At 39.9% G+C, this 16,793-nt stretch carries 14 protein-coding genes; 9 read left to right on the top strand and 5 right to left on the bottom strand.

The features are described from left to right. Nucleotides 1-177: 177 nt before the first annotated feature. A complete protein-coding gene (locus LCM02_RS07830) occupies nt 178-1,149 on the top strand; it encodes a M20/M25/M40 family metallo-hydrolase (protein ID WP_224927766.1) in 972 nt (323 codons plus the stop codon). A 90-nt stretch (nt 1,150-1,239) separates the two neighbouring features. After that, nucleotides 1,240-3,630 carry a Lon protease family protein gene (locus tag LCM02_RS07825; RefSeq protein ID WP_224927765.1) on the top strand — a complete coding sequence of 797 codons (2,391 nt, stop codon included), beginning with the start codon at nt 1,240-1,242 and terminating at the stop codon, nt 3,628-3,630. Between the two features lie 36 nt (nt 3,631-3,666). Here the strand turns inward: LCM02_RS07825 and dinB are convergent, their stop codons facing one another. Then, entirely contained in the window at nt 3,667-4,890 is a 1,224-nt protein-coding gene (dinB, locus tag LCM02_RS07820) for a DNA polymerase IV (RefSeq protein ID WP_224927764.1), read from the bottom strand. Continuing rightward, entirely contained in the window at nt 4,887-7,862 is a 2,976-nt protein-coding gene (locus tag LCM02_RS07815) for a DNA polymerase III subunit alpha (protein ID WP_224927763.1), read from the bottom strand. Before LCM02_RS07815 ends, dinB begins: the two co-directional genes overlap by 4 nt. An 82-nt stretch (nt 7,863-7,944) precedes the next feature. Here LCM02_RS07815 and LCM02_RS07810 point away from each other — a divergent pair, with 82 nt between their 5' ends. The 3 genes from LCM02_RS07810 (at nt 7,945) to cmk (ending at nt 10,550) form a co-directional block, all read left to right on the top strand. Next, entirely contained in the window at nt 7,945-8,718 is a 774-nt protein-coding gene (locus LCM02_RS07810) for an XRE family transcriptional regulator (protein ID WP_224927762.1), read from the top strand. A 103-nt stretch (nt 8,719-8,821) separates the two neighbouring features. After that, nucleotides 8,822-9,847: a type IX secretion system protein PorQ gene (porQ, locus tag LCM02_RS07805; protein ID WP_224927761.1), complete on the top strand. Its 1,026-nt coding sequence runs from the start codon at nt 8,822-8,824 to the stop codon at nt 9,845-9,847. A gap of 1 nt (nt 9,848) precedes the next feature. Beyond that, nucleotides 9,849-10,550, top strand: coding sequence for a (d)CMP kinase (cmk, locus tag LCM02_RS07800; RefSeq protein ID WP_224927760.1), 702 nt, complete (start codon nt 9,849-9,851; stop codon nt 10,548-10,550). A gap of 7 nt (nt 10,551-10,557) precedes the next feature. On the opposite strand, the gene LCM02_RS07795 is transcribed toward cmk, so the two are convergent. Further along, nucleotides 10,558-11,187, bottom strand: coding sequence for a 7-carboxy-7-deazaguanine synthase QueE (locus LCM02_RS07795; protein WP_224927759.1), 630 nt, complete (start codon nt 11,185-11,187; stop codon nt 10,558-10,560). Between the two features lie 186 nt (nt 11,188-11,373). Here LCM02_RS07795 and LCM02_RS07790 point away from each other — a divergent pair, with 186 nt between their 5' ends. From LCM02_RS07790 to LCM02_RS07775, 4 genes are all read left to right on the top strand, one after another. Then, on the top strand, nt 11,374-12,897 hold the full coding sequence (locus tag LCM02_RS07790) for a helicase HerA-like domain-containing protein (RefSeq protein WP_224927758.1): 1,524 nt from the start codon (nt 11,374-11,376) through the stop codon (nt 12,895-12,897). An 82-nt stretch (nt 12,898-12,979) separates the two neighbouring features. Continuing rightward, on the top strand, nt 12,980-13,513 hold the full coding sequence (locus LCM02_RS07785) for a hypothetical protein (protein WP_224927757.1): 534 nt from the start codon (nt 12,980-12,982) through the stop codon (nt 13,511-13,513). Between the two features lie 31 nt (nt 13,514-13,544). Then, on the top strand, nt 13,545-14,192 hold the full coding sequence (locus tag LCM02_RS07780; RefSeq protein ID WP_224927756.1) for a pyridoxamine 5'-phosphate oxidase family protein: 648 nt from the start codon (nt 13,545-13,547) through the stop codon (nt 14,190-14,192). Further along, nucleotides 14,179-14,541 (top strand): cupin domain-containing protein, encoded by a 363-nt coding sequence (locus LCM02_RS07775; protein WP_224927755.1) that lies wholly within the window; start codon nt 14,179-14,181, stop codon nt 14,539-14,541. Before LCM02_RS07780 ends, LCM02_RS07775 begins: the two co-directional genes overlap by 14 nt. Here the strand turns inward: LCM02_RS07775 and folD are convergent. Both folD and ffh read right to left on the bottom strand, forming a co-directional pair. Next, entirely contained in the window at nt 14,538-15,410 is an 873-nt protein-coding gene (gene folD / locus LCM02_RS07770; protein WP_224927754.1) for a bifunctional methylenetetrahydrofolate dehydrogenase/methenyltetrahydrofolate cyclohydrolase FolD, read from the bottom strand. The genes LCM02_RS07775 and folD overlap by 4 nt on opposite strands. A gap of 53 nt (nt 15,411-15,463) precedes the next feature. Next, nucleotides 15,464-16,792 carry a signal recognition particle protein gene (gene ffh / locus LCM02_RS07765; protein WP_224927753.1) on the bottom strand — a complete coding sequence of 443 codons (1,329 nt, stop codon included), beginning with the start codon at nt 16,790-16,792 and terminating at the stop codon, nt 15,464-15,466. Between the last annotated feature and the right edge of the window lies 1 nt (nt 16,793).

The following is a 16,793-nucleotide window of genomic DNA, read 5'->3' as shown; positions in this document are numbered from 1 at the left end:
CCGAACAGAGAAGTTAAACCTATCAGCGCTGATGGTACTGCCACTGGTGGGAGAGTAAGTCGTTGCCTTTCTTTTAAAACCTCTGATACAATCGTATCGGAGGTTTTTTTTTGGTAAAATTCCAATAATTATGTCACATATTCAATTTGAAGGGGTCTTTAATAGAAACCCATTGGCATGAACAACATTTCCCTGAAGTTAATTTGCTGTCTGTTGATTATTTTTAACTATGATATACTGACGGCCCAGATTATTGATAATTTCAAGTCTCATACAACTATACTGTCTTCAGATAAAATGGAGGGAAGGGGAGCTGGAAGCAAAGGAATACAGAAGTCGGGAGACTACATCAGTGAGCAGTTTCAAAAGTTAGGATTGCAGCCATTAAAAGACGGTACCTATAAACAATATTTTCCTTATCCGGATCAAAAAGAACCTGAAGCAAACATCATAGGAATTATAAGTGCTTCAGAACCTACAGAAAAATCTTTGGTTTTTACTGCTCATTATGATGGATACGGTATACGCAAAACGGAAGGTACTGAGGATTCAATATATAACGGGGCTCGGGACAATGCTGTTGGAGTAGCGGCCTTGATCGAGCTTGCAAGAATTTATAAAAATGAAAAGTTGCCACCGGTGAACCTTGTGTTTATAGCAACAGCAGGAGAAGAATTCGGTCAACACGGAGCGGAATTTTATCTCGAGCAACCTGTTTTTGAAACGAAGAAGATCATCTTTTGTTTGAATTTTGACGGGTTCAATGTATCAGGTAAGCGAAGTGATTTTTTTATGATGCCAAGACAAGGAGTAGATTTTGTTGATGAGATTATTCTTACAGCCCAACGTTCTGGCTGGATGTATAACCCTCCAGAATGGGTTGATGCAATGAATAAAAACTTTGATTCCGCATCCTTTTTAAAAAGAGGTATTCCGTCAGTTACCCTTTGGGCAGGAGATCGATTACTTGGGGGAGAAATTGCACCAAAACTAAATTTTGGAGATATACACAGTCCTTTTGATGAAATCAATGAAGAATGGGACTGGAGTGGAGTGGAAGATCATTTGAAATTGTATAAAAGAATAGCTGATTACTTCATGCGTTCTAATAAAAATGTTTTGGTAAAGAATCCCGAACTGTTTCAATAAAAACGCTCAGGATCAACAAAAGGAATGATTTTGGTCATTTTATTTCCATCGGGAATAATGTAAATTACAAGGTGTTTTAAAGCCTTTGTCATGTCTGTCCCTCAAAAAAATAAGCTTAAGTTTAATAAATTAAGACGAAAAATCGATTTTTCATATGAAAAATGGTCTCAGATACGCAAGCAAACCCGTCCCAAGTTTATTATCGGACAGCAGAGGGCCCTGGAGGCCTTTGAATTTGGAATTGGTAATAAGGGAACCGGATTTAACATTTACGTTTCAGGATATCCGGGAAGCGGTAAGTTAAAAGCATTAAAGAGTTTTTTGGAAGAAAGAGCCAGGACAGAAGAAGCTCCGGGAGACCTGTGTTATGTTAACAATTTTAAAGATCCGTATTGCCCTAAACGAATCAATTTGAAAAAGGGAGGAGCCCTTATTTTTAGAAATGAAATTGGACAGTTGATAGAAGAAGCAAGAGATGCACTGATTCGAGCTTTTGAAAGTAAGGAATATGCCAATAAAAGGCAGGGAGTTATTGATCATTTTAAACAGCAGGAAGCAGAACTTTTCAAAAAAATCTATAAAAGGGCGCAGGAGAATAGTTTTGCCATCAGCAGGACCCCTATTGAAATCATTGTCGTTCCGATTGACGATAGGGGCAATCCGACCAGCGATACAGTATTTAAGAATTACACGAAAGAAAAGCAGGATGATATTCTTCGAAAGCGAGACATGATTATGGAGGAATTGAAGTCTCTGTTACGTAAAAACAGAGCGCTGGAAAGAGAACGCAATAAGGCGCTGATTGAACTTGACGATTCTGTTTCGATTTATGCCATTGAATTATTACTCGAAGAACTGCGGGATAAATACAAGGATAATGAGGATGTTCTTGAACATCTTGAGGAAATCAAATCCGATATTATAAATAATTTGTCAAATTTTTTAGAGGTAGGCCGTCCTTCCCCCGCCCTAACAACAGGTGTTGATAAAAAATGGCTGGAATATGATGTCAATATTATCACAGATAATACGGAACTTCAGGGGGCACCTATAGTAATGGAATTCAATCCCACCTATAATAATTTGTTTGGTAAAGTTGAGCATGAATCAGATATGGGAACCATGGTAACTGATTTTACCTTGATTAGAGGAGGGGCACTTCATAAAGCAAATGGTGGATACCTGATTATCCCGGTAAGGGATCTTCTCTTGAATTATTTTTCATGGGACAGTTTGAAAAGAGCGCTAAATAATGCTCAGATTGTTATTGAGGACGCCAGCGAAAGATTTGGGTTCATGAGTGCCAAAAGTTTAAAACCAGAGCCTGTTCCGTTACAGGTACAGATCATTTTGATCGGACCTCCCATTTTATACTATTTATTGTATAAATGGGATGAAGATTTTAAAGAATTATTCCGGGTTAAAGCTGAGTTTGATACTTCGATGAGCTATACCGCGGCTCATGTCCGGGATTTTGCATCCGTCATATCTAAAATTGAAAAAGAAGATGAGTTACTGCCTGTCGATCTTAGTGGCATTGAACGGATTTTGGAAGAAAGCTGCCGATTGGCTGAGGATCAGAAACGCATCTCGATTCGTTTTGGGGAATTGAGCAAGATCTTGCAGGAAGCTCATTATTATGCTTTGTCCGATAAGAAGAATAAAATCACTTCAGGGCATATAGAAAAGGCCATAGAAAGTAAATATTACAGGTCCAATCTCATTCAGGAAAAGATAAATGAATTGATCAGAAGAAATACCCTGATGATCGAACTTGAGGGAGAGAAAACAGGGCAGATCAATGGCATCTCGGTTATGGATATTGGAGATATCATGTTTGGACGCCCTAACAAAATTACTGTAGCGGTAGCTTCAGGTAAAGAAGGCATCATTGATATTGAGAGAGAAGTAAAATTAGGTGGCCCTGTTCATAGTAAGGGGGTACTCATTATCAATGGCTTCCTTCGTGATCATTATGCGCAGGATAAATCGATCAGTATGATGGCCAGCCTTGTTTTTGAACAGAGTTATGGAGAAATTGAAGGTGATAGTGCTTCCAGTGCCGAGTTGTATGCCATTTTATCTGGATTGTCTAGATTACCGATAAAACAGGGGATTGCAGTTACAGGCTCGGTAAATCAAAAAGGACAGATTCAACCGATTGGAGGAGTCAATGAGAAAATTGAAGGTTATTTTGAGGTGTGTAAGCAGTTTGGTTTGAATTCTGAGCAAGGTGTAATTATCCCTCGCTCAAACATAGATAACCTGATGCTTAAACCCGAGGTGGTACGAGCAGTAAAAGCAGGCAAATTTCATATTTGGTCTGTAGATACCGTTGATCAGGGGCTTGAAATTCTTACGGGACATCCGGCAGGCAGAAGATTGAAGCAAGGATCTTATACCAAAAACTCAGTTCATTACTTAGTTGATGAACGCATTAAAGAATTGGGCAGGAACCTGTCAGGTAAGAGCAAGGCGTAAAGCTGATCACTTATGAATTTCAGTTGTTTTTAGACCTTATCTTCTTCTGTTTGCAAGTAAGGGAGGAGCCTCTCCATTAAAAGGATTTCCTCTTCCAATACTTTTGGCCCCCATTCCTGAAGCATTAATTACGGCTCGGCTTCCATAACGTTTTCTGATACGGTCCATAGCCTGATAAAGGCTGATCACTTTATCACTGTCTTCAAATAAGTTGATCTGGTGCCCTCCCTCAACAAGATGGCTGAAATTTACTCCGATCAACCTAACCAGTAAACGGCGCTGATACAGTCGTTTGAAGAGTTCCATAACTACAGGAAAGATACTGTGGTCAGAGGCACTGTATGGAATGCGTCTTTGCATGGTATAGGTTTGAAAATCAGAATACCGGATCTTGACGGAAACACAGGCCGTTAGTTTATTTCCGTTTCTAAGCTGGTAAGTGAGCTCCTGAGCCATAGCTGTCAGAATACTTTTAAGTTTTAAAACGTCGGTCGTGTCACGGTCAAAGGTCCTTTCAGTAGAGATGGATTTCCGTTCCTGATATTGTATCACAGGAGTAGGGTCTATACCATTGGCTTTCTTCCAGATGGTACCTCCGTTTTTCCCCAGGACCTTGGACATCATTTCATAAGGCATTTCCTGTACGGTTCTGATCTTTTTAATACCCAGGTCGCAAAGTGATTTATAAGTCACCTCTCCCACCATGGGAATTTTTCTTACCGATAAAGGAGCCAGAAATGGCTTTTCATTGCCTTTGCCGATCTTGATCTGGTTATTGGGTTTGGCTTCTCCTGTTGCGATCTTTGCAACGGTTTTGTTGATCGATAAACCAAAAGAGATGGGTAATCCGGTTTCTTTAATGACCTTGTTTCTCAATTCGGATGCAAGTTTATAGGAGCCAAAAAATTTATCCATTCCGGAAAGATCAATATAAAATTCATCAATGGATGACTTTTCATAAAGAGGTACATTTTCTTTAATAATATCGGTTACCATATTAGAATATTTTGAATAGATTCCTGAATTGCCCCTGAGTACAACAGCTTCAGGACAAAGTTGTTTGGCCATACGCATGGGCATGGCAGAGTGAATGCCAAACTTGCGTGCTTCGTAGCTGCAGGAAGCCACGACCCCCCTGTCAGAAGTTCCTCCGATCAATACAGGTTTACTGTTCAATCTGCTGTCGATGAGTCTTTCACAGGAAACAAAAAAAGTATCAAGGTCCATGTGAAGGATATTTCTTTCATTTAGGTGTATCATGTGATGATCTGTTTGTTTTGTTCTTCGGCATAGCGAGGGTCCTGCATCATATCAAGTTTTTTCATACTGCTGATCTCAATACTGATACTGTCAAATTCTTCCATTACTTTTCCGATCAGCTGATAAACCCCCTTCCCTCTGAAAGGAAACTTTCGGGCCACAGGAGGAAAATGCACCGTATCGATATAATCGCCGTTTCGATCTAAAAAAGTTCCAAAATACATTCTGTCCCCTTTATGGGTAGATGTGTTTTTGGCCGTTACATAATAGCCATAAGTAATCACTGTTTTATGAATATGTTCAGGGAGTTCTTTGGCTTGAATATAAGAGTCTATTTTGTTGGTTATCAATTCAAAAGGATCACATAAAGGAAAGCCAAGATATTCGATCTCATCAAAGGCATCTTCATATTTTGAACTGGGAAGGTCAGGAGTTCGGTAACAGATTTTTTCTGTTTTAAACAAGGTTACGACCTGCTCTTCCAGATTGACTTTATTGATCTTCATATAAGCTTCCCATAACAGTTCTCGTTTATTCCTTCCCGTAAATGCGAAGGCATTGATTTTTATCAGAACAGAGATCTGCTCAATTGAAATGGGTACTCGTTCAATAAAATCATCAAGATCGGTATAGATACCTTTCCTTTCTCTTTCCGCCACGATTCTCCTGGCATTGGCTACTTCAAAAGAATGGAGCAGGATAAAACCCAGATAGATGTGTTTTCCTTCTATACGTGTTTCATAGTTGCTTTTGTTGATATCCGGCGGATGGATCACGGCCCCGTGCATTCTGGCTTCGTGCAGGTACAGGTCTACTCTGTAAAACCCTCCAAAATTATTGACGGTTGCTACCATATATTCAAGAGGGTAGTACGCTTTTAAGAATAAACTTTGATAGCTTTCTACCGCATAAGAGGCGGAATGCCCCTTGGCAAAGGCATAGCCGGCAAAACTTTCTATCTGTCTCCAGATCTCAGCCGTTAATTCATACGAATGTCCCTTTTGCCTGCAGTTTTCAAAAAACTGATTTTTAACCTTTAGGAACTCTTCCCGGGACCTGAATTTTCCGGACATACCTCTTCGAAGCATGTCTGCTTCACCTAAGGTAAGCCCTCCAAAATAGTGGGCAACCTTGATCACATCTTCCTGATATACCATGACCCCGTAAGTTTCAGGCATAATTTTAAGAAGTATGGGGTGGGCATCTTTTCTCTTTTCCGGATGACGGTATCTTAAAATATATTCCCGCATCATTCCTGATTTTGATACCCCGGGGCGAATTACAGAACTTGCTGCCACAAGGCCGAGATAATTATCGACCTGCAATTTTTTAAGCAGCATTCGCATAGCAGGGGATTCTACATAAAAACAGCCGATGGCTTTGGCATTTTTTAATAGGTATTTGATTTTTTTATCTTCTTTAAAGCGCTTGATGTCATGAATGTCGATAGGAGGAATCTCCGGCCTGTTGTACTTAACGATCTCAACGGCTTCTTTGATCTTTCCTAAACCTCTCTGGCTTAAAATGTCAAACTTATAGAGCCCTATATCTTCTGCAACCACCATGTCAAACATTGTTGTAGAAAAACCTTTTGGGGGTAAAAAAGTAGCAGTATAATGAGAAATTGGTCTTTCCGAGATCAGAATCCCTCCGGCATGTATACCCAGGTAATTGGGAAACCCTTCGATAAACTGACTGTAGGCAATGACCAGTTTTGATAAAAAATCCAGCTGGTCTATATGAAACTGTCTTTTGCTGAGCTTGTCGATTTCCTCTTTGGGCAAGCCAAAAACCTTTCCAAGTTCACGTACCGAAGCTCTGAATTTAAAGGTATTATATACACTGATCAGTGCGGTGTTCTTAAACGTTTTAAAAATAAAATTAGTGATGTCATCCCTGTCTCTCCAGGAAAAATCAATATCAAAATCAGGAGGATTCTTTCTGTATAGATTGATGAATCGTTCAAAATAAAGGTCAAGCTCAATAGGGTCCACATCTGTGATCCTCAAAAGGTAAGCCACGATACTGTTGGCCCCGCTGCCTCTGCCAACATAGTAATATCCTTTGCTTCGGGCATATTTCAGGATCTTCCAGTTGATCAGGAAATAAGATACAAACTGTTTTTGCTGAATGATCTCCAGTTCTTTTTCCAGGCGGTTAAAAATGCGAGACCCCAGTTTTTTATAGCGGTATTTCAAGCCCTGATAGGCAAGTTTTCGCATTAACCTGAAATCCAGATCTTCATTTTGGGTATAGGTCTTTTGGTTTTTAGGAACCTGGTTCTCAAAATCAAAACTGATATGGCACTGTTCCAGAACCCTTTGGGTATTTTGGATGAGCTGCGGATAGTCTTTGTAAACTTCGTTGAGTTCCTTAAAAGACAACATAATATCGGTTTCTTTTCCCTGTTCAGAAAGAGGAAGTTTGCTCAACAGAGTGTTGTTGTCTATAGCTCTTAAAAGGCGATGGGTATTAAAACCTTTCTTGTTTTGAAAGGAGACTGTTTGCAGGATCACCAGTTTTTCCATGGGCCATACAGAACGAGTGAATTTTAATTTGGGCAGCTCTTCGGGCCTTATACCCAGAAACTCATTATGGTTTAAAGGCCTTTTAAGTTGTTTTGAAAAAGGGTAGATCACAAAAACTTCCGGTAGGATAGGGGGTTCTTCTGCTACATAAAACTTTTTTTGATGGAGCAGGCTGCTCAGGAATTCATTGATATACCGAAATCCTTTATTGCTTTGGGCCAGCAGCACAAACTCTTGTTGTACACCGTTTCTAAAATCAACCCCCAGCACGGGTGAAATACCGTATTTGGAGGAAAGGCGTACAAAATCGATACAGGCTGTCGTACTGTTTATATCAGTTAAAGCAAAGTATTTCAGCCCTTTATGCTGAGCCAGCTGTAAAAGCTCTTCAGGTTTTATGGTGCCGTAGCGCAAGCTGTAATAGGTATGTGTATTCAGATACATGTAAGACGTTAAAAAGAAATATTGGAATATGTTACAAATTTAGGTTATATTTGTACCAAACCTTGATAATATATGTACCATTATGAATTTTATTGCAAATAACATCAAACATCTGAGAGAGCTTAAGAATCATACCCAGGAGTTTTTTGCCAATGAACTGGAGATCAGCAGAGAGCGAGTAGCGTCTTATGAACAGGGAAGATCTTCACCCCCGGTAGAGATACTGATAGCACTTTCGGACTATTTCGATCTCCCTATCGATGTACTGATCAAAAACGACCTTTCCAAGTCGGAGGATGCTTCCTTTATTCATATTGGAAATCAACGCATATTGTTTCCCATCAAGGTCAATGAAGCTAATGAGGATATGGTTGAAATTGTTGCGGATGACGCTTCGGCCGGATACCTGCGAGGCTATTCGGATCCTGAATACATCGAGAGCCTGAATAGTTTGAAACTACCTTTTTTACCAGTCGGAAAGCACAGGGCTTTTCCGATCAAGGGAGATTCCATGCTGCCGATCAAAAGCGGCTCTTTTATCATTGCCCGTTATCTTGAAGATATTCATCACCTGAACAGTGGTAGTACTTATATCGTACTAACCCATAATGATGGTTTGGTTTACAAGAGGGTTTATGATAAGATCGAAGAGCACCAGTGCCTGCTTATGGTATCGGATAATAAGAAGTATGATCCTTATTATGTTCCTGTAAATGAGATTCTTGAATTATGGGAATTTACCTGTCATATTAATTTAACCGAGTATGATGAAAGTGAGATCAATACGGATAGTATTGCTCAAATGCTTACCAATATTGGTGTTCAGCTCGAGTCTATACGGAAAAAGGTAGGCTGATCACAGGCCTGTTTTTGTCTGCAAAGATGCCATTCTGATTAAATGATTAAATCTGCATATCCTTATATCATTTAACTCATTATTTCATTTCTTTGTAGGACCTATGAAAATTAGATTCTCAATACTGTTCTTTATGATCTGCCAACTCATGTCGGCACAGGTTGGAGGAGAACGAATCTATACTTTTTTAAATATTCCCACTTCAGCCCCACAGGCGGCACTTGGAGGTGAGACCCTGATTTTGAACGACGACGTAAACCAGCCACTGTGGAACCCCTCGACAATCAGTAAGTTCATGGATAACCAGGTTTCGGTAAATTACGTGAATTACCTCACTGATGTCAATATGGGCTCTGCAACTTTTGCACATACCATTAACCGGAGGTTTGGCACCCTCCATACAGGGATCCAGTATATCAATTACGGAGAGTTTATAGGGGCTGATGAAGACGGGGTTGAAACAGGTGATTTCGGAGCCAGGGACCTGGCTTTTTCAATCGGATACGCCTATAATTTCCCGAGGTCTGATTTTTATGCCGGAGTCAATCTTAAATTTTTGAGCTCAAAGATTGAGAACTACACCTCGCAGGGTGGAGCCATGGACCTTGGAATATTATACTATTCTGATTTGAGGCCTTATTCTTTTACCGCAGTGATACGAAACCTTGGCTATCAGTTTTCTCCCTATGATGAGAAAAGAGAAGAGATCGCTTATGATATAGCGGTCGGAGCAACCTACGAATTATCAGATGTTCCTCTAAAGTGGCACCTTACCATAAACAGCCTTCAGCAATGGAATATTGCAGTGCCGAACCCATCAAATGATGAGACAGATCTTGACGGAAACACAACCTCAGAGGATATCAATTTTTTCGAAAATGCGATCCGGCATTTCGTTATAGGCGCAGAATTTTTTCCGAGAAGGAAATTTAGTGCACGTCTGGGATATAATTTCAGGAGGGCGGCAGAACTGAAATTGACCGAAACCAGAACCTTTGCAGGAGTTTCACTTGGATTCGGTTTAAAAATGGGGAGACTTAAATTAGATTATGCTTTTACAAAATACCATCCTGTGGATAATTCCAGTACCTTTACCCTCTATTTTGACTTGACAAGAAAAGGATTTTAATATGAACCCTAAAAGAAATATAATCATCGCTGTGGACGGATATTCCTCTACTGGAAAAAGCACTTTGGCCAAACATATTGCCAGGGAAATTGGCTACGTTTATGTTGATACAGGAGCCATGTACAGAGCTGTAACCTACTTTGCGATGATCAAAGGATTTATTGATGAGAAGCATTTTGACAAGGAAAGTTTAATTGCCAACCTTTCAGAAGTGAATCTGAGCTTCAAGTTTAATAAGGGCCTTGGATATGCTGAAATCTTTTTGAACGGAGAAAACGCAGAATCTTTTATTCGTACCATGAAGGTTTCGAACAGGGTAAGCCAGGTGGCAGCTGTCCCTGAAGTTCGTCAGAAACTGGTTGAACAACAGCAAAAAATGGCACTTAAAAATGGGATTGTTATGGATGGCCGCGATATTGGTACAGTGGTTTTTCCGGAAGCAGAACTCAAATTGTTCATGACTGCCAGTACGGAGGAGAGAGCCAGGCGCAGATTTAAAGAAATGAGGGATAATGGCGTTGAAATTGATTATCAATCTGTTCTTGAAAATGTCATGTTGCGTGATCACCTGGACACTACCAGGTCGGATTCTCCCCTGGTAAAGGCTGCGGATGCCATCGAAATAGATAACAGCCAGTTGAACGTGGATGAAACCTTTGCTTTAGCTATGGGTTACGTAAAGGAAAAACTCCTGAAAACTTAAATAATTTTCAGGGAATGTTGAGATATTTATGGGTTTGCAGGGAAATTTTCCATTTGGGATGTTCCATGACATAATCAACGATCTGAGGTGTCATTTTATCTCGGTTGCTCCATTCAGGCTGAAGAAAAAGTTCACAATCCTTACTTACTCTCGCAGCTTGCTCTTCGGCAAATTTAAAATCATGTTTATTGTAAACGATCACTTTTAATTCGTGTGCCGCCTCATATACTTCACTAAGCGGAAGCTTGGTCTTTTTGGGAGATAGGCAGATCCAGTCGTATTTTCCAGTAAGGGTATAGGCCCCGGAAGTTTCAATATGAACTTTTAACCCCGCTTCATAAAGCATGCCTGTAATATAATCCATGTTCCACATAAGAGGCTCTCCACCGGTTATTACAACTGTGTTTGCATATTTTTGCGCTTTTTCAACGATATGTTTGGTCAAAGTGGGAGGATGTAGTTCTGCGTTCCAACTTTCCTTTACGTCACACCAGTGGCAGCCAACATCACATCCTCCTATCCGAATAAAGTAGGCGGCCTTACCGGTATGGAACCCTTCTCCCTGTATGGTGTAGAACTCTTCCATAAGCGGAAGCATTTCACCTTTGTCAATCCGTATTTCCGTTTCTTTTAGCATGGCGCAAAGATAAACAGTAATTCAGTATTATAGTGATTATTTTGAGGACATATTTTTATATTCAGAATCTTCAATGGAAGTTTGATCAGGAACATTGTATTTATTACAATCCCATATATTCCAAGAAGGGTAGAATAGATTTTTAATTATTCCTGAAAAGGGTTAAATTTAACAAAAAAGTATTCTATGGCAGATAGTAAAAAGTTTGTTGATTCAATAGCCAGGGGTTATCAGACAAAAGGAGAATTCATAACAATGGGGGCCGCTATGCTGGGAGAAGAAACCTTTACCGGTTCCTTGGTGAACATTCCCTTGAAAACAATCAACAGGCATGGTTTGATTTCAGGTGCAACCGGTACAGGTAAGACAAAAACATTACAGGTATTTGCCGAGAACCTTTCAGAAAAAGGAATACCAGTTTTATTAATGGACCTAAAGGGAGATTTAAGTGGTCTGGCAAAGGCCAGTCCCGGGCATCCTAAAATTGACGAACGCCATGAAAAGATAGGAATATCTTTTGAAGCTAAGGAATTTCCGGTTGAAATATTGACAATATCAGAGCAAAAGGGTACAAGATTGCGGGCTACTGTATCTGAATTTGGCCCGGTCCTATTATCCAGAATTCTCGGCCTTTCAGAAGTTCAGGAGGGAATACTGGCAATTTTATTTCAATATTGTGACGATAAGAATTTGGCCCTTTTGGATCTTAAGGATTTGAAAAAGGTTCTTCAATATGCCACCAGGGAAGGAAAAAGCGAGATCGAATCGAGCTATGGCAGAATCTCAACAGCTTCCACGGGTGCCATTCTGAGAAAAATTGTTGCTTTGGAACAGCAAGGAGCAGATTTGTTCTTTGGGGAGAGATCCTTTGATGTTCAGGATTTGTGCAGGGTGTCAGATGACGGGCGCGGCATTATCTCGGTTTTGAGACTTACCGACATACAGGACAAGCCGAAGATGTTCAGTACATTTATGTTACAGCTCCTGGCTGAAGTGTACAACTCCTTTCCTGAATTAGGAGATAGCGATCGGCCTGAACTGGTTTTGTTTATTGACGAAGCTCATTTGGTCTTTGAAAATGCTTCGAAATCACTTCTTGATCAATTAGAAAGTATTGTTAAGCTAATTCGTTCCAAAGGCATAGGAATATACTTTGTTACCCAAAACCCTAAAGATATACCATCAGATGTCCTGTCTCAGCTGGGCTTGAAAATACAACATGCCTTGCGTGCATTTACAGCAAAAGACAGAAAGGCTATAAAAATGGCCGCCGAAAACTATCCTGACTCAGAATTTTATGATACGGCAAAGGTACTAACAGAACTGGGCATTGGAGAGGCTTTGATCTCTGCTTTAAATGAGAAGGGTATTCCAACTCCATTGGTCAGAACCTTATTGAGGGCGCCGATGAGTAGAATGGATGTTCTTTCTAAGGAGGAGTTGGAAAATCAGATCGATCAGTCAGAGATAGCCTCTATATATAATGAAGTAGTAGACAGTGAAAGTGCCTATGAGCTGTTGAATGAAAAAATTGCTGCCGCACAGATGCAGGCTGAAGAGATTAAAAAGAAAGAAGATGAATTGGAAAGCAAAAGGAAGTCATCATCAAAAAGGAGCAAATCAACAATTAATCCAATTGTTAAAGTTGTTACAAGTGCAACCTTTATAAGAGGAGTTTTTGGAATTCTCAATAAAGTAATGCGAAAATAAATCCTTGTATTGGGATAAATATTTTTTGCAGAATTTCAAATGTGTATCTATATTGCTCCTTCAAAAAATAAATATTTTGAAAATGAAAAGAATACTTGGAATTTTTCTGTTGTCAATCCTTTTTGTTCAATGTGGACAGGATAGTGATCTGCTGATTGCAAAAAATCAATTGGGTAAAATTGAAAAAAATACCACCATTGATCAGCTCGATAAAATATTTAAAAAGGATTCGATAGAAAAGTTCCCCTTGGAATCAGAAATTATTAGAGAATACAGGGTTTTTGATTTAGAAGGAAAGCCCTCCTTGGTTTTTTTCCCATTAATCGAAAATGATTCTGTTAAAGGATTGGAGCTGGTAAAGATCTACAGTGATGATTACATAACGGAAAAAGGTATTTCTACATCTTCCTCATTTGGAGATGTGGCTGAGAACTACTCGATAGACAAAATTGAACCTTCTTTTAGTTCGGCAATTTTGTTTATCAACGAAATAAATGCGACCATTTCCTTGAATAAGGAAGATTTGAATCTGGAGGAATTTGATATGAGTGAGATTCGTCAGGATCAGATCCCTGATGAGGCTAATATCAAATTCATCAGCCTCTGGTTCGAATAAACTTGAATTTGATTTTTCAATAGATATAAGTATGAAAACTGACCGCTCTAAAGTCAAAAGGATCCCCAAAAGAGGTTCTTATGACAACGAAATCATTTATAGTATTCTGGACAAAGAATTTATATGTCAGATCGGTTTTGTTCATGAAGACCACCCGGTGGTCATTCCAACAATTTATGGAAGGAAAGAAGATACCTTGTATTTTCATGGGGCCAATGTGAGCCGAATGCTTCAATCTATGGAAGAGGGAGTCCGCCTTTCGATAAATGTTACAAGGACCAATGCTTTGGTTTTGGCCAGATCAGCTTTTCATCACTCTCTGAATTATGAATCGGTAACACTCTTTGGACAGGCATTTCTTGTTCAGGATGATAAAGAAAAATCAGAAGCTCTTCGAATTATTTCGGATCAGGTTCTCGCCGGCAGATGGGAGGAGGTAAGAGAACCCAATGCCAAGGAACTGAACGTGACGAAAGTTTTAAAATTTAAAATCAAAGAGGGTTCAGCAAAAATCAGAGATGAAGGAGTAGGAGATGATACAAAGGATTATGAACTTGATATCTGGGCTGGATTACTCCCTATAGAAAAAACTTACGGAAGGCCTATTTCAGATCCTTCGTTAAACGATGGAATTGAAATTTCAGAAAGTGTAAAAAAAGCAGCAGATGAAAAACTATAAAGTTCAGAAAAATCCATTTGTTGTTCCTACAGACGATGGGAAGTTAATCGAAGAACATTTTGGGCTTGCCAGTATCGTGGCCGATCTTAGTCTGGCTCACATGATAGCACCTCCGGGTTGGAGTGAACCTTTTCAAACGCCTGATTTTGATGAATTCACTTATATTATCAAAGGTAAAAAGAGATTTATCATCGATGGTGATGAATTGATTCTCGGGCCTGGAGAATCTATAAGGATAAACAGAGGTAGCCGCGTTCAATACGCCAATCCGTTTGATGAACCCTGTGAATATATTGCAATTTGCACTCCTCCCTTTGAGCTGGACAGGGCCAACAGGGAAGATGACTAATTATTTTTGCAGGCCTGAAGCGTATTTTTCAAGAGCATAGCAATCGTCATGGGTCCAACACCACCAGGTACAGGCGTGATATAACCCGCTTTTTTACTCACTGAATCGAAGTCAACATCTCCGGCAAGCCTGTAACCTCTTTTTCGGGTCTCATCCGGTACCCGTGTTATTCCCACATCAATGATCGTTGCCCCTTCTTTAACCATGTCGCCTGTTAGAAATTCAGCTATTCCCAATGCGGCTACCACGATATCTGCTTCTCTTGTCAATGCAGCCAGATCTTTTGTTCGGCTATGGGCTATGGTTACCGTTGCATTACCCACCTTTCGCTTTTGACTGAGTAAAATGCTCATGGGCCTTCCTACGATATGGCTTCTGCCTATAACTACGACGTTCTTCCCGGAAGTTTCCACTTCATACCTTTCTAAAAGTTCAAGTATCCCATAGGGAGTAGCTGGTAAAAAGGAGGGGAGGTCCAGCGTCATTTTGCCAACATTTACGGGATGAAAACCATCTACATCCTTATCAGGATCAACAGCCATTAAAACCTTTTGTTCATCAATCTGCTTTGGCAGCGGCAATTGAACGATAAACCCATCTATGTCCTTATCATTATTCAGTTCCTGGATTTCGTGTAGTAACTGTTCTTCGGTAGTATCCTCTGGCAAGTCAATTAAGGTAGAATTAAAACCAACTTTATGACAAGACTTGACTTTACTGTTGACGTAGGTCATGCTGGCTCCGTCTGTTCCAACAATAATGGCTGCAAGATGAGGTGTTTTTAACCCGGCTTCTTTACGGCTCTTTACTTCCTCGGCAATTTCGTTTTTGATATCGTCTGATGTTTTTTTGCCATCAAGTAGGATCATATCATGTAAGTTTTAATTGTTCAAAGCGATTTATTTGTTGTAGACCGATAAATTTATTGCATTCCCTTCATCATTTGCATCATCTTCTTACCACCGCCACCTTGCATCATTTTCATCATTTTGCTCATCTGATTGAATTGCTTCAATAACTGATTTACTTCCTGCACATTGGTACCTGAGCCCTTGGCAATTCTTTTCTTCCTGCTGGCATTAATTATTGATGGGGTGCTTCTTTCACCTGGAGTCATTGAATGAATGATTGCCTCAATTCCCTTGAAAGCATCATCATCAATGTCAACATCTTTCATCATTTTTCCAGCTCCCGGAATCATTCCCACAAGGTCCTTCATGTTACCCATTTTCTTGATCTGCTGGATCTGTTTCAGAAAATCATCAAAACCAAATTGATTTTTGGCAATTTTCTTTTGAATCCTTCTGGCTTCTTCTTCGTCATATTGTTCCTGGGCTCTTTCAACAAGAGACACTACGTCTCCCATACCCAAAATACGTTCGGCCATTCGATCAGGATGGAAAACATCAATAGCCTCCATTTTCTCACCGGTTCCGATAAACTTTATGGGTTTGTTAACAACAGATTTGATAGAAAGGGCTGCTCCACCTCTGGTGTCACCATCTAATTTGGTAAGTACTACACCGTCAAAATTCAATACATCATTAAAGGATTTTGCCGTATTTACAGCATCCTGACCCGTCATGGAATCAACCACAAAAAGTGTTTCCTGAGGTTCAATGGCCCTGTGAATGTTGGAAATTTCATTCATCATTTCCTCATCAACTGCAAGACGCCCGGCGGTATCGATGATCACCACATTTTTTCCGGTTGATTTGGCATGTTTAAGTGCATTTTGCGCAATTTCAACCGGGTTCATGTTTCCTTCTTCGGCATATACTTCAACACCAATCTGATCTCCAACAACCCTTAACTGATTGATAGCGGCAGGACGGTAAACGTCACATCCAACAAGAAGGACCTGCTTTGTTTTTTTATTTTTAAGATAATTGGCAAGTTTACCTGAAAAAGTAGTTTTACCGGAACCCTGAAGTCCTGACATCAGGATTATGGTGGGAGAACCTTTTAGATTGATCCCTACGGTATCCCCTCCCATCAGCTCGGTGAGTTCATCTTTAACGATCTTCACCATCAACTGACCTGGGTTCAAGGTAGTCAGTACATTTTGCCCAAGTGCTTTTTCTTTTACGGTATTCGTAAAATTCTTGGCAATTTTGAAGTTAACATCAGCGTCTAAGAGTGCTCTTCTAACCTCTTTTAAAGTTTCAGCTACATTGATCTCCGTTATACTTCCGTGCCCCTTGAGCACATGAAAAGCCTTATCTAATTTGTCACTTAAATTATTGAACATA

Source organism: Lutimonas saemankumensis (genome assembly GCF_020171465.1).
GTDB classification, from domain to species: Bacteria; Bacteroidota; Bacteroidia; order Flavobacteriales; family Flavobacteriaceae; genus Lutimonas; species Lutimonas saemankumensis.
Note: the sequence above shows the minus strand (reverse complement) of the source record. Positions and strands in the feature narration are given on the sequence as shown.

Bases quoted from the DNA above. Each gene is read 5' to 3' on its own strand.
- LCM02_RS07830 (WP_224927766.1), top strand. From the start codon at position 178: ATGAACAACATTTCCCTGAAGTTAATTTGCTGTCTGTTGATTATTTTT.
- LCM02_RS07825 (WP_224927765.1), top strand. From the start codon at position 1,240: ATGTCTGTCCCTCAAAAAAATAAGCTTAAGTTTAATAAATTAAGACGA.
- dinB (WP_224927764.1), bottom strand. From the start codon at position 4,890: ATGATACACCTAAATGAAAGAAATATCCTTCACATGGACCTTGATACT.
- LCM02_RS07815 (WP_224927763.1), bottom strand. From the start codon at position 7,862: ATGTATCTGAATACACATACCTATTACAGCTTGCGCTACGGCACCATA.
- LCM02_RS07810 (WP_224927762.1), top strand. From the start codon at position 7,945: ATGAATTTTATTGCAAATAACATCAAACATCTGAGAGAGCTTAAGAAT.
- porQ (WP_224927761.1), top strand. From the start codon at position 8,822: ATGAAAATTAGATTCTCAATACTGTTCTTTATGATCTGCCAACTCATG.
- cmk (WP_224927760.1), top strand. From the start codon at position 9,849: ATGAACCCTAAAAGAAATATAATCATCGCTGTGGACGGATATTCCTCT.
- LCM02_RS07795 (WP_224927759.1), bottom strand. From the start codon at position 11,187: ATGCTAAAAGAAACGGAAATACGGATTGACAAAGGTGAAATGCTTCCG.
- LCM02_RS07790 (WP_224927758.1), top strand. From the start codon at position 11,374: ATGGCAGATAGTAAAAAGTTTGTTGATTCAATAGCCAGGGGTTATCAG.
- LCM02_RS07785 (WP_224927757.1), top strand. From the start codon at position 12,980: ATGAAAAGAATACTTGGAATTTTTCTGTTGTCAATCCTTTTTGTTCAA.
- LCM02_RS07780 (WP_224927756.1), top strand. From the start codon at position 13,545: ATGAAAACTGACCGCTCTAAAGTCAAAAGGATCCCCAAAAGAGGTTCT.
- LCM02_RS07775 (WP_224927755.1), top strand. From the start codon at position 14,179: ATGAAAAACTATAAAGTTCAGAAAAATCCATTTGTTGTTCCTACAGAC.
- folD (WP_224927754.1), bottom strand. From the start codon at position 15,410: ATGATCCTACTTGATGGCAAAAAAACATCAGACGATATCAAAAACGAA.
- ffh (WP_224927753.1), bottom strand. From the start codon at position 16,792: ATGTTCAATAATTTAAGTGACAAATTAGATAAGGCTTTTCATGTGCTC.